This is a genomic window from Pseudomonas sp. FP215 (assembly GCF_030687795.1).
Classification (GTDB): Bacteria; Pseudomonadota; Gammaproteobacteria; order Pseudomonadales; family Pseudomonadaceae; genus Aquipseudomonas; species Aquipseudomonas salmasensis.
The window spans coordinates 4,394,543-4,416,371 of the sequence record NZ_CP117447.1; the positions used below are offsets into that span (position 1 = coordinate 4,394,543).

Annotated in this window: 21 protein-coding genes; 10 read left to right on the plus strand and 11 right to left on the minus strand. The window is 61.1% G+C overall.

Translation table 11 applies throughout. From position 1 onward, the window contains the following. Positions 1-33: 33 nt before the first annotated feature. Positions 34-165 (minus strand): hypothetical protein, encoded by a 132-nt coding sequence (locus PSH76_RS19895; RefSeq protein ID WP_256588615.1) that lies wholly within the window; start codon positions 163-165, stop codon positions 34-36. Between the two features lie 150 nt (positions 166-315). On the opposite strand from PSH76_RS19895, the gene tal reads away from it, so the two are divergent. Then, positions 316-1,242, plus strand: coding sequence for a transaldolase (gene tal / locus PSH76_RS19900; protein WP_019818234.1), 927 nt, complete (start codon positions 316-318; stop codon positions 1,240-1,242). Positions 1,243-1,433: 191 nt separating this feature from the next. Here tal and rssC read toward each other — a convergent pair whose 3' ends face one another. Together rssC and rssB are read right to left on the minus strand one after the other, a co-directional pair. Continuing rightward, complete coding sequence (gene rssC / locus PSH76_RS19905; protein WP_003172602.1) at positions 1,434-1,916, minus strand: anti-sigma factor antagonist RssC; 483 nt, start codon at positions 1,914-1,916, stop codon at positions 1,434-1,436. Beyond that, a complete protein-coding gene (rssB, locus tag PSH76_RS19910) occupies positions 1,916-3,097 on the minus strand; it encodes a two-component system response regulator RssB (RefSeq protein WP_305492801.1) in 1,182 nt (393 codons plus the stop codon). Before rssB ends, rssC begins: the two co-directional genes overlap by 1 nt. A 276-nt stretch (positions 3,098-3,373) precedes the next feature. On the opposite strand from rssB, the gene PSH76_RS19915 reads away from it, so the two are divergent. Next, positions 3,374-3,670 (plus strand): PilZ domain-containing protein, encoded by a 297-nt coding sequence (locus PSH76_RS19915; protein WP_106111564.1) that lies wholly within the window; start codon positions 3,374-3,376, stop codon positions 3,668-3,670. 136 nt (positions 3,671-3,806) lie between these two features. On the opposite strand, the gene PSH76_RS19920 is transcribed toward PSH76_RS19915, so the two are convergent. Further along, complete coding sequence (locus tag PSH76_RS19920; RefSeq protein WP_032892828.1) at positions 3,807-4,496, minus strand: VacJ family lipoprotein; 690 nt, start codon at positions 4,494-4,496, stop codon at positions 3,807-3,809. Between the two features lie 195 nt (positions 4,497-4,691). Between PSH76_RS19920 and PSH76_RS19925 the strand changes: the two genes are divergently transcribed. Both PSH76_RS19925 and PSH76_RS19930 read left to right on the plus strand, forming a co-directional pair. Next, complete coding sequence (locus tag PSH76_RS19925; protein WP_098952389.1) at positions 4,692-5,300, plus strand: phosphatase; 609 nt, start codon at positions 4,692-4,694, stop codon at positions 5,298-5,300. Between the two features lie 111 nt (positions 5,301-5,411). Then, positions 5,412-5,678, plus strand: coding sequence for a DUF4404 family protein (locus PSH76_RS19930; RefSeq protein WP_014717525.1), 267 nt, complete (start codon positions 5,412-5,414; stop codon positions 5,676-5,678). Between the two features lie 135 nt (positions 5,679-5,813). Here the strand turns inward: PSH76_RS19930 and queF are convergent, their stop codons facing one another. After that, positions 5,814-6,644 (minus strand): NADPH-dependent 7-cyano-7-deazaguanine reductase QueF, encoded by an 831-nt coding sequence (queF, locus tag PSH76_RS19935; RefSeq protein ID WP_305492802.1) that lies wholly within the window; start codon positions 6,642-6,644, stop codon positions 5,814-5,816. Positions 6,645-6,710: 66 nt separating this feature from the next. Then, positions 6,711-7,232: a plastocyanin/azurin family copper-binding protein gene (locus tag PSH76_RS19940; protein WP_032892833.1), complete on the minus strand. Its 522-nt coding sequence runs from the start codon at positions 7,230-7,232 to the stop codon at positions 6,711-6,713. A 156-nt stretch (positions 7,233-7,388) separates the two neighbouring features. Between PSH76_RS19940 and PSH76_RS19945 the strand changes: the two genes are divergently transcribed. Together PSH76_RS19945 and PSH76_RS19950 are read left to right on the plus strand one after the other, a co-directional pair. Then, the gene (locus tag PSH76_RS19945; RefSeq protein WP_278918449.1) at positions 7,389-8,069 is read left to right on the plus strand and encodes a heavy metal response regulator transcription factor; all 681 of its coding nucleotides are present in this window, start codon (positions 7,389-7,391) and stop codon (positions 8,067-8,069) included. Further along, positions 8,066-9,415, plus strand: a complete 1,350-nt coding sequence (locus tag PSH76_RS19950) for a heavy metal sensor histidine kinase (protein WP_305492803.1) — start codon at positions 8,066-8,068, stop codon at positions 9,413-9,415. The genes PSH76_RS19945 and PSH76_RS19950 overlap by 4 nt, the downstream gene beginning before the upstream one ends. Before the next feature lie 108 nt (positions 9,416-9,523). Here the strand turns inward: PSH76_RS19950 and PSH76_RS19955 are convergent, their stop codons facing one another. The 3 genes from PSH76_RS19955 to PSH76_RS19965 are packed head-to-tail and all read right to left on the minus strand — an operon-like array spanning position 9,524 to position 12,770. Then, positions 9,524-10,768, minus strand: coding sequence for a lipoprotein-releasing ABC transporter permease subunit (locus tag PSH76_RS19955; RefSeq protein ID WP_032892838.1), 1,245 nt, complete (start codon positions 10,766-10,768; stop codon positions 9,524-9,526). A gap of 60 nt (positions 10,769-10,828) precedes the next feature. Beyond that, positions 10,829-11,512, minus strand: a complete 684-nt coding sequence (gene lolD / locus PSH76_RS19960; protein ID WP_019818240.1) for a lipoprotein-releasing ABC transporter ATP-binding protein LolD — start codon at positions 11,510-11,512, stop codon at positions 10,829-10,831. A gap of 7 nt (positions 11,513-11,519) precedes the next feature. Next, entirely contained in the window at positions 11,520-12,770 is a 1,251-nt protein-coding gene (locus tag PSH76_RS19965; protein ID WP_003189676.1) for a lipoprotein-releasing ABC transporter permease subunit, read from the minus strand. A 94-nt stretch (positions 12,771-12,864) separates the two neighbouring features. Between PSH76_RS19965 and PSH76_RS19970 the strand changes: the two genes are divergently transcribed. Continuing rightward, a complete protein-coding gene (locus PSH76_RS19970; protein WP_003189673.1) occupies positions 12,865-13,443 on the plus strand; it encodes a PilZ domain-containing protein in 579 nt (192 codons plus the stop codon). Positions 13,444-13,487: 44 nt separating this feature from the next. Beyond that, on the plus strand, positions 13,488-14,210 hold the full coding sequence (locus tag PSH76_RS19975; protein WP_003189671.1) for a glycerophosphodiester phosphodiesterase family protein: 723 nt from the start codon (positions 13,488-13,490) through the stop codon (positions 14,208-14,210). Between the two features lie 42 nt (positions 14,211-14,252). On the opposite strand, the gene sthA is transcribed toward PSH76_RS19975, so the two are convergent. Beyond that, entirely contained in the window at positions 14,253-15,647 is a 1,395-nt protein-coding gene (gene sthA / locus PSH76_RS19980; protein WP_003189670.1) for a Si-specific NAD(P)(+) transhydrogenase, read from the minus strand. 214 nt (positions 15,648-15,861) lie between these two features. On the opposite strand from sthA, the gene PSH76_RS19985 reads away from it, so the two are divergent. Then, positions 15,862-16,395: a chalcone isomerase family protein gene (locus PSH76_RS19985; RefSeq protein WP_098952400.1), complete on the plus strand. Its 534-nt coding sequence runs from the start codon at positions 15,862-15,864 to the stop codon at positions 16,393-16,395. A 172-nt stretch (positions 16,396-16,567) separates the two neighbouring features. Here PSH76_RS19985 and PSH76_RS19990 read toward each other — a convergent pair whose 3' ends face one another. Beyond that, positions 16,568-18,031, minus strand: a complete 1,464-nt coding sequence (locus PSH76_RS19990; RefSeq protein ID WP_032873405.1) for a glyceraldehyde-3-phosphate dehydrogenase — start codon at positions 18,029-18,031, stop codon at positions 16,568-16,570. Positions 18,032-18,371: 340 nt separating this feature from the next. Here PSH76_RS19990 and mfd point away from each other — a divergent pair, with 340 nt between their 5' ends. Then, positions 18,372-21,821: a transcription-repair coupling factor gene (gene mfd, locus PSH76_RS19995; protein ID WP_032892840.1), complete on the plus strand. Its 3,450-nt coding sequence runs from the start codon at positions 18,372-18,374 to the stop codon at positions 21,819-21,821. The last annotated feature ends 8 nt before the right edge of the window (positions 21,822-21,829 follow it).

A 21,829-nucleotide genomic window follows, 5' to 3' on the forward strand; every position in this document is an offset into this window, starting at 1 on the left:
GCGTGCAGGAGCGAGCTTGCTCGCGAGAAACCCTTAGGCGCCGCGTTTATTCAGGAAGCGCGCGTTATCGTTGAGGTTTTTCGCGAGCAAGCTCGCTCCTACAGTATTGGGAGCAGGCTCAAGGGCAATGACGTGGTTATCGGGCAGTTGGGTTGAACCTGCCATCGATTTTGCCCTCCAAATGAGCACCACGGCCGATGATTCAAACGGCTGTTTCCAGGTTATTGCCCTCGCAAACGACCTAACGCATTTGCGCCCTTGAGCGCCTGCCAGCGCTCGGGTAATGTCACTAGACCCACAGGACAGAGCACGCCCATGACTTCCAAGCTGGAACAACTCAAGCAATTCACCACCGTCGTAGCCGATACCGGCGATTTCTCCACGCTCGCCAAGCTCAAGCCGCAAGACGCGACCACCAACCCTTCCCTACTGCTCAAGGCTGCGTCGATTCCTGGCTACGCCAAGCTGCTGGATGAGTGTGTGCAGGATTGCAACGGCGATGTGGGCCTGGCCAGTGACCGCTTTGCGGTGGCGGTGGGTCAAGAGATTCTCAAAGTAGTGCCGGGCCGTATTTCCACTGAGGTGGATGCGCGCCTGTCGTTCGACGAGGCCGCGATTCTCAAGCGTGCGCACCGTCTGATCGACCTGTACGACAAAGCCGGCGTTGGCCGGGACCGCGTGCTGATCAAGATCGCCTCCACCTGGGAAGGCATCCGCGCCGCCGAGAAGCTGGAAAAAGAAGGCATCCAGACCAACCTGACCCTGCTGTTCTCGTTTGCCCAGGCCGTGGCCTGTGCCGAAGCGGGTGTGTTTCTGATTTCGCCGTTCGTGGGCCGTATCTACGACTGGTACAAGAAGGCCAACGGCAACGACTACACCGGTTCCGATGACCCGGGCGTGCAGTCGGTGACGCGCATCTATAACTACTACAAGGCTAACGGCTACAAGACGGTGGTGATGGGTGCGAGCTTCCGTAACCTCAGCCAGATCGAAGAGCTGGCCGGGTGTGATCGCCTGACCATCAGCCCGGACCTGCTGGAGAAACTGGCAGCCGATGAAGGCAAGCTGGAGCGCAAATTGGCGCCCGGCCACGCCGGTGAGGCGCGGGTGCACATGACTGAAGCGCAGTTCCGTTGGGAGTCCAACGAGGACGCGATGGCGACTGAGAAGCTGGCCGAGGGGATTCGTCAGTTTGCGCGGGACCAGGAGAAGCTGGAGGCGTTGTTGTCGGCCAAGCTGTAAAGGCAGATAGCGGCAAAAAGGGCGGCACCTGTGAGGGTGCCGCCCTTTTTTTGCCTCGGTGTCACCGCCGTCCGATGTGGGAGCTGGCTTGCCTGCGATAGCGGTGGGCCAGCCAACACTTCATCGACTGACACGGCGCAATCGCAGGCAAGCCAGCTCCCACAGGGGAATGTGTTTCAACAGGGGAGCTGTCAGTGCCGCTCGAGGGCGTTGACGAGGTCGTGGAAGGCTTCGCGGTTGGACTCATTCAAGCCCATCAGGATCTTGTGCGCTTCCAGCACCTTGACCCGCACCACTTCCTCGGACTGGTCCTGGGACGGCAGGTCGGTGAGGCATTCCGGGCACGGGATCGGGCGGTCAACGATGTTGAACACCTGGTCAAAACCCATGGATTGCAACAGACGGGTGATGTCTTCGTGGGTGGTGACCACGGTCGGCAACAGGCCGACCTTCTGCCGCGACAGAATGGACAACTTGGCCAACAGGCCCAGGGTGGTGCTATCGATGCTGCGCGTTTCGGTCAGGTCGATCACGATCGCCGAGAAGTTCAGCGCTGTGAAGATCCGCTCGATCGTCGCATCCAGGGCCGAACACAAGGTCAGGCGCACTTCACCGACAAACTTCAGGACGAAGGTCCCGTCTTGCTCGGCGAATTGGATTCTTCCGGTACTCATCAAAGATTCCTGCTCAACACCAATAGGGCGATATCATCCGGCATCTCCCCTAGCGTGGCCAATCCAAAAACCTGCCGCAGGCCATCCAGGCTGCCGCCCGCCGACTTGACCTTTTGGGGCAAGGCGGCTTCTTTCTCTTTGAGTGTAGGCTCTGGAAGAAGGTCCAGAATACCGTCAGACATCAGCGTCAGGCTGAAGGTCGGCGGCAGTTCCAGGATGTGGTCTTCGTAGGTGGCTTCGTTAAACAAGCCTACGGGCAGGCCACGCCCTTCCAGGTAGCGCACACTGTCAGGAGTGTACAAAACAGGCATCGGCAGGTGACCGCCAATACTGTAGGTCAAAAGACCGGTTTCTTCGTCGATCACGCCGCCGACCATCGTCACGTGCTTGCCCAGCTTGCAGCTGATCAGGCCTCGGTTGATGTGGCCCAGCACCTCGGAGGGGGTGAACTCCGGCAAGGTGCCATTGCGCTTGGACTCGAACAACAGCCGTGTGGTCATGAACTTCAACAACACGGTAACAAACGCTGAAGACGCGCCGTGGCCGGAAACGTCGGCCAGGTAGAACGCTACGCGCCGCTCATCGACGCGGAAATAGTCGACAAAATCACCCGAGAGGTACAACGACGGGATGATCTGGTGGGCGAACTTGAATTCGTCGGTGGTCCAGGGGCTTACCGGCAGCATGTTCATCTGCACCTGGCGACCGGCGTTCTGGTCTTCCTGCAGCAGGTTCAGGCTGGCTTCGAGTTCGCGGTTGGCGGTCTCGAGCTTTTCGCGGTAGCGCTGGTTTTCCAGGAGCAGGCGTGCACGGTCCAGGGCGCGGCGCACCGAGTGCTCCAGCACGGCCAGGTCTTCCAGGGGCTTGATCAGGTAATCGGCGGCGCCCAGGCGCAAGGCTTCAACGGCATCGTTCATGACACCGGCACCGGACACGACAATCACCGGCGTTTGCGGGGCAATGTCGGTCACCTGGCGAATCAGCTCCAGGCCGCCCATCTGGGGCATGCGCAGGTCGCAGATCACAAGGTCGGGCTTGGCGCGCTCGAATACCTGGAGACCCTGTTGGCCATTACTGGCCTGCAGGACGCTGAAGCCACTGTCTTCCAAGTAGGCCGCGAGGCTCGCGCGCACTACTTCGTCGTCATCGATTATCAGCAGCGTGGCACTGGTTTTTTGCATGTGGGCAAACGGCGCCAGAATTAGGTTGGCGTAGGCGGCTCGGCAATGGCCGGGCTCACGTACTGGATTCGCTTTCTAGCCTCTCTGTCCTACAAAGCATTGGGATTTGGCCCATGCACAACGGTAAAGCAGAGGTGCCCTTCTAAGGCGCAGACGGTACTCCCATCCGTGAGGGGTTTCAAGCTCATGCCGATGGTCGCCGGGCGTCTTTACACCGCAAATCACCGGGAGTTATAAGAACCCTCACAACCACAACGCAAAGTAAGGATGGATGCTGTGAGCGAACACGAGCGCGACTACGCCGAAAAACGCGATTTCATCCGCATGCGAATAGATGCCGATGTGTCTTTGATCCATGCCGGGCAGGAGATTGCCGGTACCTGCGTGGACCTCTCCAGTTCTGGCATGCAGGTGCAGGCACCTCGCCAGTTCACGGTGGGCGACCTGCTGACCGTGCGCATTGATTCAGAACACGCTGCCCTCAAAGGCCTTGAGGCCGATACAGAGGTGGTGTGGACCAAGGCGGTAGGCGATGACCAGCATCTGGGCCTCAAGATTCTGAAAATGCGCTAGCGCAACATCCAGCCCCTACGCAAGGGTGACGCGGAGCGTCACGGGATGCATTCCCACGCGGAGCGTGGGAACGATCAGCGTGTACAAAAAAGGCGACCTTAGAAAGGTCGCCTTTTTCATTTCAAAACGTCACAGCTTAAAAGTCGTCAACGACCTTGCCGTCCTTGACCTTGAACTCGCGGTTCTGCAGGTAAGCGTTACGAATGAAGGTGTACTTGTCGCCGCTGATCAGCTTCTCGCTGTCGAGCAGGCTGGCGCGCACGTCGACGACGTTGAGGCCGAAGGTGCTGTTACGCCAGCCGATGTCGTTCATGTAGCGGTACGGTTGGGTGTAGCTGTCGACGTATTTGGACGGCGCATCACGCAAGGTGCTCGGGCCCAGCAACGGGATCATCACGTACGGGCCGCTGCCCACGCCCCAGTAGCCGAGGGTTTGGCCGAAGTCTTCATCGCTGCGCTGCAGCCCCATTTTGGTGCCGACGTCGATAAAGCCGAGTACGCCAAACGTGGTGTTGACCAACAGGCGGGCGGTGTCGACGCCTGCGTTGTGCGGCTTGAGTTGCAGCACGTTGTTGGCCAGGTTGCCGACATCACCGATGTTGCGGAAGAAGTTGTGAACGCCGTCCTGCACAAATTGCGGGGTGACGAACTGATAGCCCTGGGCGAGGGGCTTGAGGGCGTAGGTGTCAACGGTGTCGTTGAAGGTGAAGATGGGGCGGTTGACGCTTTCCCATGGGTCATCTTCCGAGGCCGCTTGGGCTGCGAACGGTGCCAACAGGATGGTGGCACACACCGATAGCTGAGCGAAGTACTGGCTCCAGCGCATAGCTTTTGCTCCTTGAATGGTCTGTCATGGGCGCTATGCCCTGAATAAGGCTGTCAGTATATGACGGAAGTGTCGATTTAGGCAGCTACCTGGAATCGTCTTACGGAAAATGCACAAAATTCCCACAAATATCGACAGTGTCATCCCCTTGTCATGCCGCCCCGATAGCGTGGCAGCTATTTCAGGGACGTTCAGATGCCACACGCCGAGATTGCCGTCGCCGCCGCCCCCTCGTTGACCGCCGTGTTATTTGGCCTGAGTGGCTGCCTGGTGGATTTTGGTTCCCTGGCGCGCACCGACTCACCTTGCGCCGACGCCGAGGCCACGCCGGGGGCGTTGAAGATATTGCGCAGCCTCAAAGAACAAGGCGTGCCCTGCGCCTGGCTGGATGAACTGCCACCCTCGGTGACCACGCCACTGTGCGCCGGCCTGCCTGGCTGGCTCAAGGCCGCCTCGCCCTCCTCCATTCGCTGGCCTGCGCCCCACGCCTGCTGGCAAGCCTTGATGGAGTTGAACATCGAACGCCTGGAAGGCTGCGTACTGGTCAGCGGCGAGCCGCGCCTGCTGCAATCGGGCCTGAATGCCGGTTTGTGGACCATCGGCCTGGCCTCCTGCGGTTCGCTCTGCGGCCTGTCGCCCCAGCAATGGCAGGCGCTCACCGAGCAGCAACGCGAACACAAGCGTGGCAAGGCCACGGTGGCACTCTACAGCCTGGGCGTGCACTCGGTGATCGACCACCTCGGCGAACTCGGCACCTGCCTGGCCGACATCCGCCTGCGCCAGCTCAAGGGCGAGAAGCCCTGATCGAGATCATGCACAGTTGGCCCCAGTGGATTAATCTACAGGTCAGCCCGTAGACCTTTCACGGCGTGCCGCGGTCTATGCCAGTGCCTATCGATAAAAGGAAAGAACGTCATGCCTGATCGCGAGAAGTTACAACAGCAGGCCGATATTGTGCGTGAGCAACTGGAGAATCATCCCGAGTTGCCCGCCGAGAAGCGTCAAGCATTGGAAGAGTTGATCGCCAAGTTCGAAGTCCAACTGGAAATGGAACCGGCCACCCAGACACCCAGCATCGCTGACGATGTGAACCGGGCAGTGGAAGGTTTTGAACTGGACCATCCAGGCATTGCCGGGACGTTGCGCAATATCGTGCTAACCCTGGGCAATATCGGCATCTAACCCAAGCCCAAGCCAAACACAAAACCAAATGTAGGAGCTGGCTTGCCTGCGATTGCGATCTTTCAGTCATTCATCAAGTGACTGATACACCGCTATCGCAGGCAAGCCAGCTCCCACAGTTTTTTGTATGAAGGTTTACTGACGCGCCAGGCGCACGTTCAGGAACTGGGTGTTCTCAGTGCTGCGGTACGGATTGATATCCAACCCACCCCGGCGCACATACCGCGCATACACGGTCAACTTCTCCGGCTTGAGCAAGCGCTGCAAGTCCAGGAAGATCCGCTCCACACACTGCTCATGAAAGTCCGAGTGCTGGCGAAAGCTGACGATATATTCCAGCAGGCTGGCGTGATCCAGCGCAGCACCACGGTATTCCACCACCACACTGCCCCAATCCGGCTGGCTGGTCACCGGGCAGTTGGATTTGAGCAGGTGGCTGTGCACGCTCTCCTCCACTACACGCGAGTCATCGCAACGCAGCAGTTCCGGGCGCGGGTGTTCGTAGCTGCTGACGTTGATATCCAAGTCGTCAATGCACACGCCCGGCAGCGCCATCACGCCTTCGGCTTCGATATCGGCCAGGCTGCGAATGCGCACGTTCACGGGCTTGCCGGCCGCAGCGCTGAGGTCGGTGCGCAGGGTGGCTTCAAGGCTTTGCGTGTCGGCAAACGCGGTCTGGTTCAGCGAGTTGAGGTACAGCTTGAACGACTTGGACTCGATGATGTTCGGCGAGTCGGCGGGAATGCTGAATTCACCGATGGCCACCACCGGCTTGCCCGACGGCAACAACCAGGACAGCTCGAAGCAGTTCCAGAAATCCACGCCCTTGTACGGCAGGGTCTCGGCGCTCAGGCCCAGCTCGGCCCACTTGGCGGCGCGTGGAATCGGAAACAGCAACGAAGGCGTGTAGGTGCTGATGTATTCACTGGACTTGCCCAGCGGCGAATGTTCGGCTGCGGGATGCATGGCGGAAACCTGGCTAAATAAACCGCGCCAGTCTACCAGCCTTTGCCCCCGCCCTTAACAAACGCCTCACTCAACGGTCAGTTTGCCGACCATGCCTGCCTGGTAATGCCCTGGCAGGTTGCAGGCGAACTCAAGGCCGGTGGCCTGCTTGAACGTCCAGGTCAGTTCGGCCTTCTTGCCCGGCTCCACCAATACACTGTTGGGGTCATCGTGCTTCATGCCGCCCATATCGCCGTGGCCCATGGCGCCGTGGTCCATCTTGCCCATGCCGGTGGCGGTCAGCATGCCGCTGGCCTGCATCTGCATCATCTCTTTCTGGTGGGCGGCATGCATGGCCGCGTCGCCCAGGTTGAACTCATGCAGCAACTTGCCCTTGTTGACCAGCACGAAGCGCACGGTTTCACCGGCCTTGACGTCCAGGGACTTGGGCTCAAAGGCGATGTCCCGCAGCGTGACTTCAACGGTGCGCGTGGCTTTATCTGCCGGGGCCGGCTGGCCGAACGCGTAGGTATGGGCCGCATCCGCCAGCGCATTGAAACTCAACGCCAGCAGGCAGCCCGCCAATAACAGGGGTGTACGCAACGCCATCTTTCACTCTCCACAATAGGTATCCAGCTTGGGCAACACTTTAAGATGGCCTCGCTGCCAGCCAGCTGACTGCTAGATTACAACTTTGTCAGCTTGTGCCCATACCCCGGAGCCCAGGGTATAAAGGCCGGCGCCCACCTTGACCAAGAGCCCGATATGAAACTGCTGATCGTCGAAGACCAACCCAAAACCGGTCATTACCTGCGCCAGGGCCTGGCCGAGGCGGGCTTTACCACCGAATTGGTGGCCGACGGTACCAGTGGCCAGCACTTGGCGCTGACGGGCGACTATGATTTGCTGATCCTCGATGTGATGCTGCCCGGCCGCGACGGCTGGCAAATCCTGCAGGCGGTGCGCAGTGCCGGCCTGGACATCCCGGTGCTGTTCCTCACCGCCCGCGATGCCGTCGAAGACCGAGTACACGGCCTGGAGTTGGGCGCCGACGATTACCTGGTCAAACCCTTCGCCTTTTCCGAACTGCTGGCGCGGGTGCGCACCTTGTTGCGCCGTGGCAGCAGCACGCCGCAGGACACCCTGCTGCAACTGGCCGACCTGAGCCTGGACTTGATCCGCCGCCGCGTCGAGCGCAGCGGCCAGCGCATCGACCTCACCGCCAAGGAGTTCGCGCTGCTGGAGCTGCTGCTGCGTCGCCAGGGCGAAGTGCTGCCCAAGACCCTGATCGCCTCCCAGGTGTGGGACATGAATTTCGACAGCGACACCAACATCATCGAAGTCGCCATTCGCCGCCTGCGCCTGAAGGTCGATGACCTTTTCCCCAACAAACTGATCCACACCGTGCGCGGCATGGGTTACGTGCTGGAGGAGCGGTTCACGTGATCAAGCGCCTGTCCCTGACCAGCCGCCTGGCGCTGCTGTTTGCCGCCTGCACGGCGGTGGTTTCGTTGATCGCCGGAGTATTGTTCAACCGGGCCAGCGAGGCGCATTTCATGGAGCTGGACCAGCAACAGCTCGAAAGCAAACTGGTGGCCCTGCGCAGCACCTTGCAGGGTGTCGCCTCACCGGAAGACCTCGCCCAGCGCACCCCTCAACTGCGTGCCGAACTCGATCACCAGCCCGACCTCACCTTGCGCATCACCGGGGCGGGTCAACGCTGGCTGGACGGCGCGCCCAACCTTAGCTTGCCCCAGGCGCCCGGCCTGCATAGCCTGCAGCAGGCGGGCACCGACTACCGCGTGTTCATCGCACCCTTGACGCCCAGCCAACTGGATTCGCCACAGCTGACCCTGATCCTCGACATCACTCACCACCAGCACTTTCTACAGCGCATGCAACGCTTGATCTGGCTGACCGTGAGCCTCTCGGCCCTGGCCACCGCCCTGCTCGGCGCCTGGGCTGCGCGCAGTGGCTTGCGACCGCTGCGGCGCATGGGCGAAGTGGCCGCCAGCGTCTCCGCCCACTCCCTCACACAACGCTTACCCCAGGAGCAAATGCCGGTGGAACTAGCGGAACTGGCCCAGGCCGTCAACGCCATGCTGGCCCGCCTGGATGACGCGTTCCAGCGCCTATCTGCGTTCTCTGCCGATATCGCCCACGAACTGCGCACACCGCTGTCCAACCTGCTGACCCAAACCCAAGTCATCCTCACCCAGCCACGCCCGCTGGAGGATTACCGCGAGGCGCTGCACAGCAACCTGGAAGAGCTGCAATGGATGGCGCAACTGGTCAACGACATGCTGTACCTGGCCAAAGCTGACCACGGCTTGCTGATGCCCAGCCGTGAAGCCCTGGATTTGGGCGATGAGGTCGACGCACTGTTGGAGTTTTTTGCCCTGCTGGCGGAGGACGCGCAGGTGACGCTGGTGCGCGAAGGCACCGCCCAGACGATGGGCGATCGCGGCATGTTGCGCCGGGCCCTGTCGAACTTGCTGGATAACGCGCTGCGCTTTACCCCACCGGGCGGTGAAGTGCGGGTACGGATCGAGACTGGCGTGACACTGACGGTGGAGAACAGCGGGGAAGGCATTCCTGCGTCGTTATTGCCGCGGCTGTTTGATCGTTTCTACCGAGCCGATCCGTCCAGGCGTGCAGGCAGCAGCGAACATGCAGGGTTGGGGTTGGCGATTACCCAGTCGATTGTGCGGGCCCATGGGGGCAGGATTTATTGTGAGTCGCAGGCGGGCTGGACCCGGTTTGTGATTGAGTTGCCTAAGGGCGACTGCTGATCGTTCCCACGCTCCGCGTGGGAATGCAGTCCAGGACGCTCTGCGTCCTAACAGCGGACGCGGAGCGCCCGGTGAGGCATTCCCACGCAGAGCGTGGGAACGATCAGGTTACGAATACCTCAGCGCATGCGCCGGCTCAATCTTCGCCGCCCGATACGCCGGGTAGATCGTCGCCAAAAAGCTCAACACAAACCCCGCCGAGCAAATCAGCAACACATCCCCACCTTGCAGCTCCGAAGGCAGGTTGCTGACAAAGTACACATCCGAACTGAAGATATGCTGCCCGCTCACCCGCTCCAGCCAGCCCACCAGTTCACTCACGTTCAGCGCCGCAATCACCCCCAGCACGCCGCCGATCAGGGTGCCGACCACGCCAATCACGGTGCCCTGCACCATGAAGATCGCCATGATCTGCCGAGGCGTGGCGCCGATGGTGCGCAGGATCGCGATGTCCGCGCCTTTGTCGTTCACCACCATGATCAAGGTGGCGATGATGTTGAACGCAGCCACGGCGACGATCATCAGCAACAGCAGGCCGATCATGGTCTTTTCCATTTTCATCGCGCTGAACAGACTGCCCTGGGTGTGGGTCCAGTCATCCGGCTTGTAAGCCGCGCCCAGGCTGGCGGCGATATCTGCCGAGACTTTGGGCGCTGCATACAGGTCCTTCACCGCCAGGCGTACGCTTTGCACCTGGTTGGGCTGCCAATGCTGGATTTCAGCGGCGTCGGCCATGTGGATCAGGGCCATGGAGCCATCCAGTTCGGCGCCGACCTTGAAGATACCCACCACGTTCAGGCGCTGCATGCGGGGGGTGATGCCGCCCGGCGCGCTGCTGAGTTCCGGCACGATCAGGGTCAGCTTGTCGCCCACGCTCAGGCGAAAGCGGCGTGCAGTGATATCACCGACCACCACGCCGAATTCGCCAGGTTTGAGGTCGTCGAGTTTGCCGCGCACGATGTGCTGGGCCACGATCGACACCTTGCCTTCCTGGGCCGGGTCGACGCCGCTGATCTCGATCGGCTGCATCGCGCCCTTATAGGAAAACATGCCGTCCATTTGGGTGAAGGGCACGGCGGCGGTGACTTGCGGATTCTTCATCGCAGCGGCGGCCACCGGCTGCCAATCATCAATCGGCTTTACGCCGACGATAGTGGCGTGGGGCACCATGCCGAGGATGCGCGAGCTCATTTCACGCTGAAAGCCGTTCATCACCGAAAGCACTACGATCATCGCCAATACGCCCAGGGCGAGGCCGATCATCGAGGTCATCGAGATAAACGAGACAAAACGGTTGCGGCGCTTGGCGCGGGTATAGCGCGTGCCGATAAAAATCGATAACGGTCTGAACATTCGCGGGCACCGTTGGAAAAATGAAAAAGCCCGGCCTCAAAAAACCGGGCTTGCAACAGGTCAGATAGCGACCAGATGACCTTCCTGCAAATGCAGTACGCGGTCCATCTGCCGGGCCATGCTCATGTCATGGGTCACCACCAGGAACGCGGTGCGCATCTGGGTGCTCAACTCCAGCATCAAGTCCTTGATGCCCTGGGCGGTGTGGGAGTCGAGGTTACCGGTCGGCTCATCGAGCATCACCAGGCCGGGGTTGTTCACCAGGGCACGGGCAATCGCCACGCGCTGGCGCTCACCACCGGACAACTCTGCTGGCTTGTGCTCCAGGCGATGGCCCAGGCCGACACGCTCAAGCAAGGCCGTGGCACGCTGGCGCGCTTCGGGAATTGCGGTTTTGCCGATCAACAGCGGCATGCACACGTTTTCCAGGGCGGTGAATTCCGGCAGCAAGTGATGGAACTGGTACACAAAGCCCAACGAGCGATTGCGCAGTTGGCCACGGGCCTTTTCATTCAAGGCCGACAGTTCTTCGCCGGCCAGCCATACGCTGCCCTGGGACGGCGTATCGAGGCCGCCCAACAGGTTGAGCAAGGTACTTTTGCCGGAACCGGAACTGCCGACGATTGCCACGCGCTCGCCAGGGTGCAGTTCAAGCTGCAGGTTGGACAGCACCACTACCGACTCCGGGCCCTCCTCGTAGGATTTGCCCAGGTTGCGGCAGCTCAGGATTGCTTTTTCACTCATGCCCGATTCACTCATAACGTAATGCCTGTGCTGGCTGGGTACGTGCCGCGCGCCAGGCTGGATACAGGGTGGCAAGGAAGCTCAGGACCAACGCGGCGCCGCCCACCATCAGCACGTCCTGGGTTTGCACCTGGGACGGCAAGTAATCGATGAAGTAGACGTCGGCGTTGAGAAACTTATGGCCAATCACTTTTTCAAGCAGGGCAATGGCGGCGCTGACGTTCAGCGCTGCCAGGATGCCCACCGCCGTGCCGATCAAGGTGCCGACCACGCCGATCACGGTGCCCTGCACCATGAAGATCGCCATGATCTGCCCCGGCGTGGCGCCCAAAGTACGCAGGATGGCGATGTCGCCCTTCTTGTCGTTCACCACCATCACCAGAGTGGAGATGATGTTGAAGGCCGCCACGGCGACGATCAGCAGCAACAACAGACCGATCATGGCTTTTTCCATGCGGATGGCCTGGTACAGGTTGCCGTGGGTGCGGGTCCAGTCGCGGGCGTAATACTCGGTCTCCCCCAGGTGCTGGGCAATTTCCCAGGCGCCGCGCGGGGCGTCGAACAGGTCGTTGAATTTCAGGCGCAGGCCCTGCACCTGGTCGGGCTGCCAGCGATGCAGGCGGGCCAGGTCGGTGAGGTTGGTCAGGCCGATGTAGCCGTCGATCTCGCCAGCGCCGACGTGAAAGGTGCCCACCACGGTAAAGCGCTTCATGCGCGGGAACATGCCGGCCGGGGTCACGGTGACTTCCGGGGCGACGAAGGTCAGCTTGTCGCCAACCCCCACGCCCAGCTTGGCCGCGGCCTTGTCACCGATGACGATGCCGAAGCTGCCCGGCGCCAACGCGTCGAGCTTACCTTGCAGCATGAACTTATCGATGATCGAGACGTTGTGTTCCTGGGCCGGGTCGATGCCATTGAGCAGGATCTTCTGCACTTTGCCGTCATTGGTCAGCAACCCCTGCATCTGGGTAAACGGCGCTACCGCCACCACCTTGGGGTTCTGCTGGACCTTGGCGGCCAGGCTTTGCCAGTCATTGATCGGCGCATCGCCTTCAATGGTCGCGTGGGGCACCATGCCCAGCACGCGGGTGCGCATCTCATGATCGAAGCCATTCATCACCGACAGCACCACGATCATCACGACCACGCCCAGGGCGAGACCGATCATCGAGGTCAAGGAAATGAACGACACAAAATGATTGCGACGCTTTGCACGGGTATAACGCGTGCCGATAAATACGAAGAGAGGTCTGAACATGTCGGGGCTTGTTCGGAGGAAAAGAAGACGTCCCGGTGGCGGGGTCTGGTCAGCAGCTTTACACTCAGACCATTACCGTTACCTGGGGTTCGCCATGTCGACATTAGATGAAGAAGAGCGCCGCGAATACTACCGTATCGATGACATGATCGCACTTCAAATCAAACCCCTGTCTGGCCCCGACGCGGCGAGCAAGGAAGTGTTGCTGGATGATTCGCCGCTGTTCAATCTGCTCAGCGAACTGCACCTGAGCGAATTCGAAGCCCAGCACCTGTTGCGCCAGATCAACGAGAAAGACCGCAGCCTCGCGGCGTTCCTCAAAGTGCAGAACAAACGCCTGGACCTGCTCAGCCAGGTCATGGCCCGCGGTTTGCTGAACGAGGTGGGCGCGCCGCAACCGGTGATCCTCTCCGAGGGCGGCATCGACTTCCAGCACCCCACGCCGCTGGCCGCCGACACTCACCTGGCGGTCAAGCTGGTGCTGATGCCCCAGGCGCTCGGCCTGTTGCTGCGCGCGCGGGTGACCCATTGCGACCCCAAGGGCGACGGCTTTGATGTGGGCACGGAATTCGAGTCCATGACCGATGCCCAACGCCAACTGCTGGCGCGCTATATCCTGCAGAAACAGGCCCAGGAACGCCGCCTGGCGCGAGAACAAAGCGAAGACCTCTGAATGCGTATTCACGACGCCAGCCATCCTGGCGCAAAGGAGCAACTGTGACCCTGATTTACGGCCACCGCGGTGCCAAAGGCGAAGCACCGGAAAACACCCTGACCAGCTTTCAGGAGTGCCTCAAGCACGGCGTACGCCGCTGCGAGCTGGACTTGCACCTGTCCATGGACGGCGAGTTGATGGTCATCCACGACCCGACCCTCAAGCGCACCACCGACCGGCGCGGCAAAGTCGTCGAGTATTCGGCGGCTGACCTGGTGAAAATGGACGCGCGCAAAGGCGGCCCAGGCTGGGTAAGCCCCTGCCCGATCCCACGCCTGGAGGCGTTGTTCGAACAGTGCGACTTCGATCACTGGCAACTGGAAGTCAAAAGCGCCTCGCGTACCCGTGCCGCGACCACCGTGCTGGCGATTCGCGAAATGGCCGTGCGCTTTGGCTTGATGGACAAGGTCACGGTCACGTCAAGCTCGCGGGAAGTGCTCAAGGCCGCCGTGGAACTCACCCCAGACCTGTCACGCGGCCTGGTCGCCGAATACGCCTGGCTCGACCCGCTGAAGGTCGCGCAGAACTATGGCTGTGAGTATTTGGCATTGAACTGGACGCTGTGCACCCCCGAGCGGCTGGAAAAAGCCCAGCGCCAGGGCTTGCATGTGTCCGTGTGGACAGTCAACGAACCTGCGCTGATGCGCAGGCTCGCCGACTTCGGCGTAGATAGCCTGATTACAGACTTTCCCGGTTTGGCCACTGCCACCCTCGAGAATTACTGAAATCGGTCTCCCCGGCCGGCTCAGGCCACCGGCCGGAGCCGCTCAAAAAAGCCGGTTGAGGCCGTCGTAGGCCGCTACCCGATAGGCTTCGGCCATGGTCGGGTAGTTGAAGGTGGTGTTGACGAAATACTTGAGGGTATTTTGCTCACCCGGCTGGTTCATGATCGCCTGGCCGATGTGCACGATCTCCGAGGCCTGGTAGCCGAAGCAATGCACGCCGAGCACTTCCAGGGTTTCGCGGTGGAACAGGATTTTCAGCATGCCTTGCGGCTCACCGGCAATCTGCGCACGCGCCATGCTCTTGAAGAACGCCTTACCCACTTCGTAAGGCACCTTGGCCTTGGTCAGTTCGTGCTCGTTCTTGCCGATGGAGCTGATCTCGGGAATCGTATAGATCCCGGTCGGCACGTCGTTCACGTAGCGCCAGCTGCCATTATCGACAATGCTGCCAGCAGCCGAGCGGCCCTGGTCATGGGCGGCACTGGCCAGGCTCGGCCAGCCGATCACGTCACCGGCGCCGTAGATGTTCGGCACACAGGTGCGGTAGTTCTCATCCACTTCGATCTGGCCACGGCTGTTGACCTTGACCCCGATGTTTTCCATGCCCAGCTTGTCGGTGTTGCCGGTACGGCCATTGCACCACAGCAAGGCGTCGGCCTTGATCTTCTTGCCGGACTTGAGGTGCAGGATCACCCCGTTGTCCAGGCCTTCGACCCGCTCGTACTCTTCGTTATGGCGCACGGTGATGTTGTTGTTGCTGAAGTGGTAGCTCAACGCCTGGGAGATTTCCGAGTCGAGGAAGCTGAGCAACTGGTCACGATTGTCCACCAGCTCTACCAGTACACCCAGGCCACTGAAGATCGAGGCATATTCACAGCCGATCACGCCGGCGCCGTAGATGATCAGTTTGCGCGGGGTGTGGCCCAGGCTCAGGATGGTGTCGCTATCGTAGATACGCGGGTGGTGAAAATCGATGTCCGCCGGGCGATACGGGCGCGACCCGGTGGCGATGATGATGTGCTTGGCCACCAGCTTCTCGACCACGCCATTGGCGCAGACCACTTCGACGGTTTGCTCGTCGGCGAAACTGCCGGTGCCAAAGAACAGGTCGACGCGGTTACGGGCGTAGTAGCCGGTACGCGAGGCGACTTGCTTGGAGATGACTTTTTCAGCGCTTTTCAATACGTCTGGGAACGAGAACCAGCGCGGCTCACCAATGGCCCGGAACATCGGGTTGGTATTGAACTGCATGATCTGCCGTACCGAGTGACGCAACGCCTTGGACGGGATGGTACCCAGGTGGGTGCAGTTACCGCCGACCTGGCGACGGCTATCGACCATCGCCACCTTGCGCCCTGCTTTGGCAGCGTTCATCGCCGCACCTTCTCCAGCTGGGCCGGAACCCAGTACCACCACGTCGTAGTTGTAGACAGCCATGCGTACTCCTCAGAACAGGCCAGGCGTACGGTTGGACGCCGGGCTAAATCATGCCGCGGCCAGCGAGCATGAAGGACAATTTGGCTCAAGTGTGTGAACCGGGGCACAGTCTATAGAAGCCCGAGCGCCGCGAACATTAACCCTTGGTCGCGTCGTAGGCCAGTGTTGCCATACTACAGGACGCAAACCAGCGCCGAATTCAGGATGAGCCGTTATGCGACAACTATTTTTCTGTTTGATGCTGATGGTGTCGCTCACGGCGCACGCCAACGATGCGCAGCGGCTCAAGCAGGCAAGCTTCCCCGCACAGGTCGAGGGGCTGGCCCTGAAAAACCAGGCGGTGTTCAACTATCTGTGGGCGGATGTGTATGCGGCGGCGCTGTATGCCCCGACTGAACTGCCGGCAAAGCAGGCCTGGGACCAGCAGAGGGCGGTGCGCCTGGCGCTGTATTACTTTCGCGACATCGACCGCAATGATGTGATCAAGGCGGCCACCGTCACCCTGGAACGCCAGCAGGCCAATGCCGGGTTGAACCCGGAGTTAGCCAAGCTGCACGCGCGCTTTCGGGATATTCGCAGCGGCGATCGCTATGCCCTGGATTTTCGTCCGGGGCGCGGGTTGAATCTGGAGATTAATGGCCAGGTGGTGTTCAGCAGTCCGGACGCTGAATTAGCGAAGGCCTACCTGGGTATCTGGCTGGGGCCCAAAGGGCTGTCCGACAGTTTGCGCAACACGCTACTCAAGTGATGGCGGCGTTGACGGTTCCATCGTCATCGCGGGCAAGCCCGCTCCCACATGTAAATGCATTTCAACTGTGGGAGCGGGCTTGCCTGCGATAAGGCCCTCCCAGACACCACAAAACCCACAGCCATAAAAAAAGCCCCGAACCAGTCGGGGCTTCTTCATTCAGCGCAAAGGCTTAGCGCGGAAACGCAGGCGGGTTGACCCCAGCCATGTCTTCCATCACGCGAACCACCTGGCAGCTGTAGCCGAACTCGTTGTCGTACCACACGTACAGCACAACCCGGTTGTCCTGGGTGATGGTCGCTTCGGCGTCCACCACACCGGCGTGGCGCGAGCCCACGAAGTCGGTGGAGACCACTTCCTGGGAATTGACGAAGTCGATCTGCTTGTGCAGGTCGGAGTGCAGCGCCATGTAGCGCAGGTACTCGTTCATCTCTTCACGGGTGGCGGCTTTCTCAAGGTTGAGGTTGAGAATGGCCATCGACACGTTCGGCGTCGGTACGCGGATCGCGTTACCGGTCAGCTTGCCAGCCAGCTCAGGCAGGGCCTTGGCAGCAGCGGTAGCAGCACCGGTCTCGGTGATTACCATGTTCAACGCGGCGCTACGGCCACGGCGATCGCCTTTGTGGAAGTTGTCGATCAGGTTCTGGTCGTTGGTGTACGAGTGAACCGTTTCAACGTGACCGTTGACGATGCCGAACTTGTCGTTCACAGCTTTGAGCACCGGCACGATGGCGTTGGTGGTGCAGGAAGCGGCGGACACGATCTTGTCGTCAGCGGTGATTTCAGCGTGGTTGATGCCGTGCACGATGTTCTTGAGCTTGCCCTTGCCAGGCGCGGTCAGTACAACGCGGTCGACACCCGGGCACGCCAGGTGCTGGCCCAGGCCCTCGGCATCGCGCCATACGCCGGTGTTGTCCACCAGCAGGGCGTTCTGGATGCCGTACTGGGTGTAATCCACCTCAGTCGGGTTCTTCGCGTAGATCACCTGGATCAGGTTACCGTTGGCGGTGATGGTGTTGTTTTCTTCGTCAATGGTGATGGTGCCATTGAACGAGCCGTGTACCGAATCGCGACGCAGCAGGCTGGCGCGCTTGGTGAGGTCGTTCTCGGCGCCTTTGCGCACCACGATGGCACGCAGGCGCAGGCCGTCGCCACCACCGGTTTTTTCGATCAGGATGCGCGCCAGCAGGCGGCCGATACGGCCAAAGCCGTACAGCACCACGTCGGTGCCTTTACGGGCGGCAGCGTTTTGCTGGCCAACCACATCGGCCATTTCTTCACGCACGAACTGCTCGGCGGTGCGGCCAGCGCCTTCTTTGCGGAATTTGTACGCCAACTTGCCCAGGTCTACCGAAGCCGCGCCGAGCTTGAGCTCGCTCATGGCTTTGAGCAGTGGGAATGTTTCGTGGACGGAGAGTTCGCTGTCGTCGGCGGAGCGATGGCGCGCAAAGCGGTGGGCTTTGAGAATCGCGATGACAGACTGGTTGATCAGGCTGCGGCCATAGATCGAGCTCACCACATTGTTATTGCGGTACAGCTGACCGATAAGCGGAATCATCGCTTCAGCGAGTGCTTCACGGTCGATCCATTCACCAAGACACTGGTCGGGCTTCTGAGTCACGGGAACCTTCCACATGTAGGGGCAGAAAAAAGGGGCTACATTATGTCGCCCGACTGAGCGTTGAGCAATGCGCGAAGGGCAACAAAAAGCCCTTGCAAAAAAATACCATCGCGCTACAGCCCAGGAAACACGCGGGTTCCAGAAGGCCACTAGTTTGGCGAGCAGGCCGACTTGTCCGTAACCCTCCTAAACATTCGCGCATTTTGGCACTACATATTGAGTCAAAACCCGCCATTGTTTGTCTTAGCCACTACATTTCCTACAAACCGTAATAGGCACAGTCAGCAACTGACAGGCGGCACCTGGGGCCGTTACAATTACCGACTTTGTCGCAACGCTTGGAGCTCAACCTTCCGTGCCCGTTCTGCGTCTACCGCTACTCCCTGCCGCGGCAGGTAAACAGCACTGGGGCAACCTGCCCGGTGCCGCCCTGAGCCTGGCCATTGCCGAGGCTGCCAGCGCAGCCAAGCGCTTTACCCTGCTGCTCACCGCCGACAGCCAAAGTGCCGAACGGTTGGAGCAGGAGCTGAGCTTCTTCGCCCCGGATTTGCCGGTGCTGCATTTTCCCGACTGGGAAACCCTGCCTTACGATCTGTTCTCGCCGCACCAGGACATCATCTCCCAGCGTATCGCCAGCCTGTACCGCTTGCCGGAACTGGCCCACGGCGTGCTGGTGGTGCCGATCACCACCGCCCTGCACCGCCTGGCACCGACCAAGTTCCTGCTCGGCAGCAGCCTGGTGCTGGACGTCGGCCAGAAGCTCGATGTGGAGCAGATGCGCACGCGCCTGGAAGCCAGCGGCTACCGCTGCGTCGACACGGTGTACGAACACGGTGAGTTCGCGGTGCGCGGCGCCTTGATCGACCTGTTCCCGATGGGCAGCAAGTTGCCGTACCGCATCGACCTGTTCGATGACGAGATCGAGACGCTGCGCACCTTCGATCCGGAGAACCAGCGCTCCATCGACAAGGTCGATTCGATCAAGCTGCTGCCGGCGCGGGAATTCCCGCTGCAAAAAGACGCGGTCACGCGCTTCAAGGCGCGCTTTCGCGAACGCTTCGACGTGGACTTCCGTCGCTGCCCGATCTTCCAAGACTTGAGCAGCGGCATCACGCCCGCGGGCATCGAGTACTACCTGCCGCTGTTCTTCGACGAAACCTCCACCCTCTTCGACTACCTGCCCCAGGACACCCAGGTGTTCTCGCTGCCGGGTATCGAACAGGCCGCGGAAAACTTCTGGAACGACGTGCGCAACCGCTATGAAGAGCGCCGCGTGGATCCGTCCCGGCCTTTATTGCCGCCCGCTGAGCTGTTCCTGCCGGTGGAAGACTGCTTCGCGCGCCTGAAAAACTGGCCGCGAGTGGTCGCCAGCCAGCAGGACGTGGACGCTGGCAGTGGCCGCGAGCGTTTCCCGGCGAGCGCGCTGCCCGACTTGGCGATCCAGGCCAAAGCCACGCAACCGCTGGAGGCGTTGTCGAACTTCCTCGGTGACTTCCCCGGCCGCGTGCTGTTCACCGCCGAATCCGCCGGGCGCCGCGAAGTGCTGCTGGAGCTGCTGGAACGCCTGAAGCTGCGGCCGAAAACCGTCGACAGCTGGCCGGATTTTGTCGCCAGCAAAGAGCGCCTGGCGATCACCATCGCGCCGCTGGACGAAGGGCTGCGGCTGGATGACCCGGCGCTGGCCTTGATCGCCGAAAGCCCGCTGTTCGGCCAACGCGTGATGCAGCGCCGACGCCGGGAAAAACGCGCCGACGCCAACAACGACGCGGTGATCAAGAACCTCACCGAGCTGCGCGAAGGCGCGCCGGTGGTGCACATCGACCACGGCGTGGGCCGCTACCTGGGCCTGCAGACTCTGGAGATCGACAACCAGGCCGCCGAATTCCTCACCATGGAATACGCCGAGGGCGCCAAGCTCTACGTGCCGGTGGCCAACCTGCACCTGATCGCCCGCTACACCGGCAGCGACGACGCCTTGGCGCCGTTGCACCGCCTGGGCTCCGAGACCTGGCAGAAAGCCAAGCGCAAGGCCGCCGAACAGGTACGCGACGTGGCCGCCGAACTGCTCGACATCTATGCGCGCCGCGCCGCCCGCGAAGGTTACGCGTTCGCCGACCCGAAAGCCGACTACGCCACTTTCAGCGCCGGTTTTGCCTTCGAAGAAACCCCCGACCAGCAAACCACCATCGAAGCCGTGCGCGCCGACATGCTCGCGCCCAAGCCGATGGACCGCCTGGTGTGTGGCGACGTGGGCTTTGGCAAGACCGAAGTGGCCATGCGTGCAGCCTTTATTGCGGTACACGGCGGTCGCCAAGTGGCGATCCTGGTGCCCACCACCCTGCTCGCTCAGCAGCACTACAACAGTTTCCGCGACCGCTTTGCCGACTGGCCGGTGACCGTGGAGGTGATGAGCCGCTTCAAGTCCGCCAAGGAAGTGAATGCCGCCGTCGCCGATCTGGCCGAAGGCAAGATCGACATCGTGATCGGCACCCACAAGTTGCTGTCGGACGATGTGAAGATCAAGAACCTGGGCCTGGTGATCATCGACGAAGAGCACCGCTTTGGCGTGCGCCAGAAAGAACAGCTCAAGGCCCTGCGCAGCGAAGTCGACATCCTCACCCTCACCGCCACGCCGATTCCGCGCACGCTGAACATGGCAGTGTCGGGCATGCGCGACCTGTCGATCATCGCCACGCCACCGGCGCGTCGTTTGTCGGTGCGCACCTTCGTGATGGAGCAGAACAAGAGCACGGTCAAGGAAGCCCTGCTGCGCGAACTGCTGCGCGGCGGCCAGGTGTACTACCTGCACAACGATGTGAAAACCATCGAGAAATGCGCCGCCGACCTCGCCGAACTGGTGCCGGAGGCCCGCATCGCCATCGGCCACGGGCAGATGCGCGAGCGCGAGCTCGAACAGGTGATGAGCGACTTCTACCACAAGCGCTTCAACGTGCTGATCGCCTCGACCATCATCGAGACCGGCATCGACGTGCCGAGCGCCAACACCATCATCATCGAGCGCGCCGACAAGTTCGGCCTGGCGCAGTTGCACCAATTGCGCGGCCGCGTCGGGCGCAGTCACCACCAGGCCTATGCCTACCTGCTGACGCCACCGCGCCAGCAGATCACTTCCGATGCGGAAAAACGCCTGGAAGCGATCGCCAATACCCAGGACCTCGGCGCCGGCTTTGTATTGGCCACCAATGACCTGGAAATCCGGGGTGCCGGCGAGTTGCTCGGCGACGGCCAGAGCGGGCAGATCCAGGCGGTGGGTTTCACGCTGTATATGGAGATGCTCGAGCGCGCGGTGAAAGCCATCCGCAAAGGCGAGCAACCGAACCTCGACCAACCCTTGGGCGGCGGCCCGGAGATCAACCTGCGCTTGCCAGCGTTGATTCCCGAAGACTACCTGCCGGATGTGCATGCACGGTTGATCCTGTACAAGCGCATTGCCTCGGCGGCCGATGAAGAAGGCCTCAAGGACTTGCAGGTAGAGATGATCGACCGCTTCGGCCTGCTGCCGGAGCCGACCAAGAACCTGGTGCGCCTGACTCTGCTCAAGTTGCAGGCCGAGCAGTTGGGCATCAAGAAAGTGGACGCCGGGCCGCAAGGCGGGCGTATCGAATTCGAAGCGCAGACGCCGGTCGACCCGTTGGTGCTGATCAAGCTGATCCAGGGCCAGCCCAACCGCTACAAGTTCGAAGGGGCTACGCTGTTCAAGTTCATGGTGCCGATGGAACGTGCCGAAGAACGCTTCAACACCTTGGAGGCGCTGTTTGAACGCCTCATTCCGAAATCCGTTTAAGGACGCCC

Bases quoted from the DNA above. Each gene is read 5' to 3' on its own strand.
- PSH76_RS19895 (WP_256588615.1), bottom strand. From the start codon at position 165: ATGGCAGGTTCAACCCAACTGCCCGATAACCACGTCATTGCCCTTGAG.
- tal (WP_019818234.1), top strand. From the start codon at position 316: ATGACTTCCAAGCTGGAACAACTCAAGCAATTCACCACCGTCGTAGCC.
- rssC (WP_003172602.1), bottom strand. From the start codon at position 1,916: ATGAGTACCGGAAGAATCCAATTCGCCGAGCAAGACGGGACCTTCGTC.
- rssB (WP_305492801.1), bottom strand. From the start codon at position 3,097: ATGCAAAAAACCAGTGCCACGCTGCTGATAATCGATGACGACGAAGTA.
- PSH76_RS19920 (WP_032892828.1), bottom strand. From the start codon at position 4,496: ATGCGCTGGAGCCAGTACTTCGCTCAGCTATCGGTGTGTGCCACCATC.
- PSH76_RS19925 (WP_098952389.1), top strand. From the start codon at position 4,692: ATGCCACACGCCGAGATTGCCGTCGCCGCCGCCCCCTCGTTGACCGCC.
- PSH76_RS19930 (WP_014717525.1), top strand. From the start codon at position 5,412: ATGCCTGATCGCGAGAAGTTACAACAGCAGGCCGATATTGTGCGTGAG.
- queF (WP_305492802.1), bottom strand. From the start codon at position 6,644: ATGCATCCCGCAGCCGAACATTCGCCGCTGGGCAAGTCCAGTGAATAC.
- PSH76_RS19940 (WP_032892833.1), bottom strand. From the start codon at position 7,232: ATGGCGTTGCGTACACCCCTGTTATTGGCGGGCTGCCTGCTGGCGTTG.
- PSH76_RS19945 (WP_278918449.1), top strand. From the start codon at position 7,389: ATGAAACTGCTGATCGTCGAAGACCAACCCAAAACCGGTCATTACCTG.
- PSH76_RS19955 (WP_032892838.1), bottom strand. From the start codon at position 10,768: ATGTTCAGACCGTTATCGATTTTTATCGGCACGCGCTATACCCGCGCC.
- lolD (WP_019818240.1), bottom strand. From the start codon at position 11,512: ATGAGTGAAAAAGCAATCCTGAGCTGCCGCAACCTGGGCAAATCCTAC.
- PSH76_RS19965 (WP_003189676.1), bottom strand. From the start codon at position 12,770: ATGTTCAGACCTCTCTTCGTATTTATCGGCACGCGTTATACCCGTGCA.
- PSH76_RS19970 (WP_003189673.1), top strand. From the start codon at position 12,865: ATGTCGACATTAGATGAAGAAGAGCGCCGCGAATACTACCGTATCGAT.
- sthA (WP_003189670.1), bottom strand. From the start codon at position 15,647: ATGGCTGTCTACAACTACGACGTGGTGGTACTGGGTTCCGGCCCAGCT.
- PSH76_RS19985 (WP_098952400.1), top strand. From the start codon at position 15,862: ATGCGACAACTATTTTTCTGTTTGATGCTGATGGTGTCGCTCACGGCG.
- PSH76_RS19990 (WP_032873405.1), bottom strand. From the start codon at position 18,031: ATGTGGAAGGTTCCCGTGACTCAGAAGCCCGACCAGTGTCTTGGTGAA.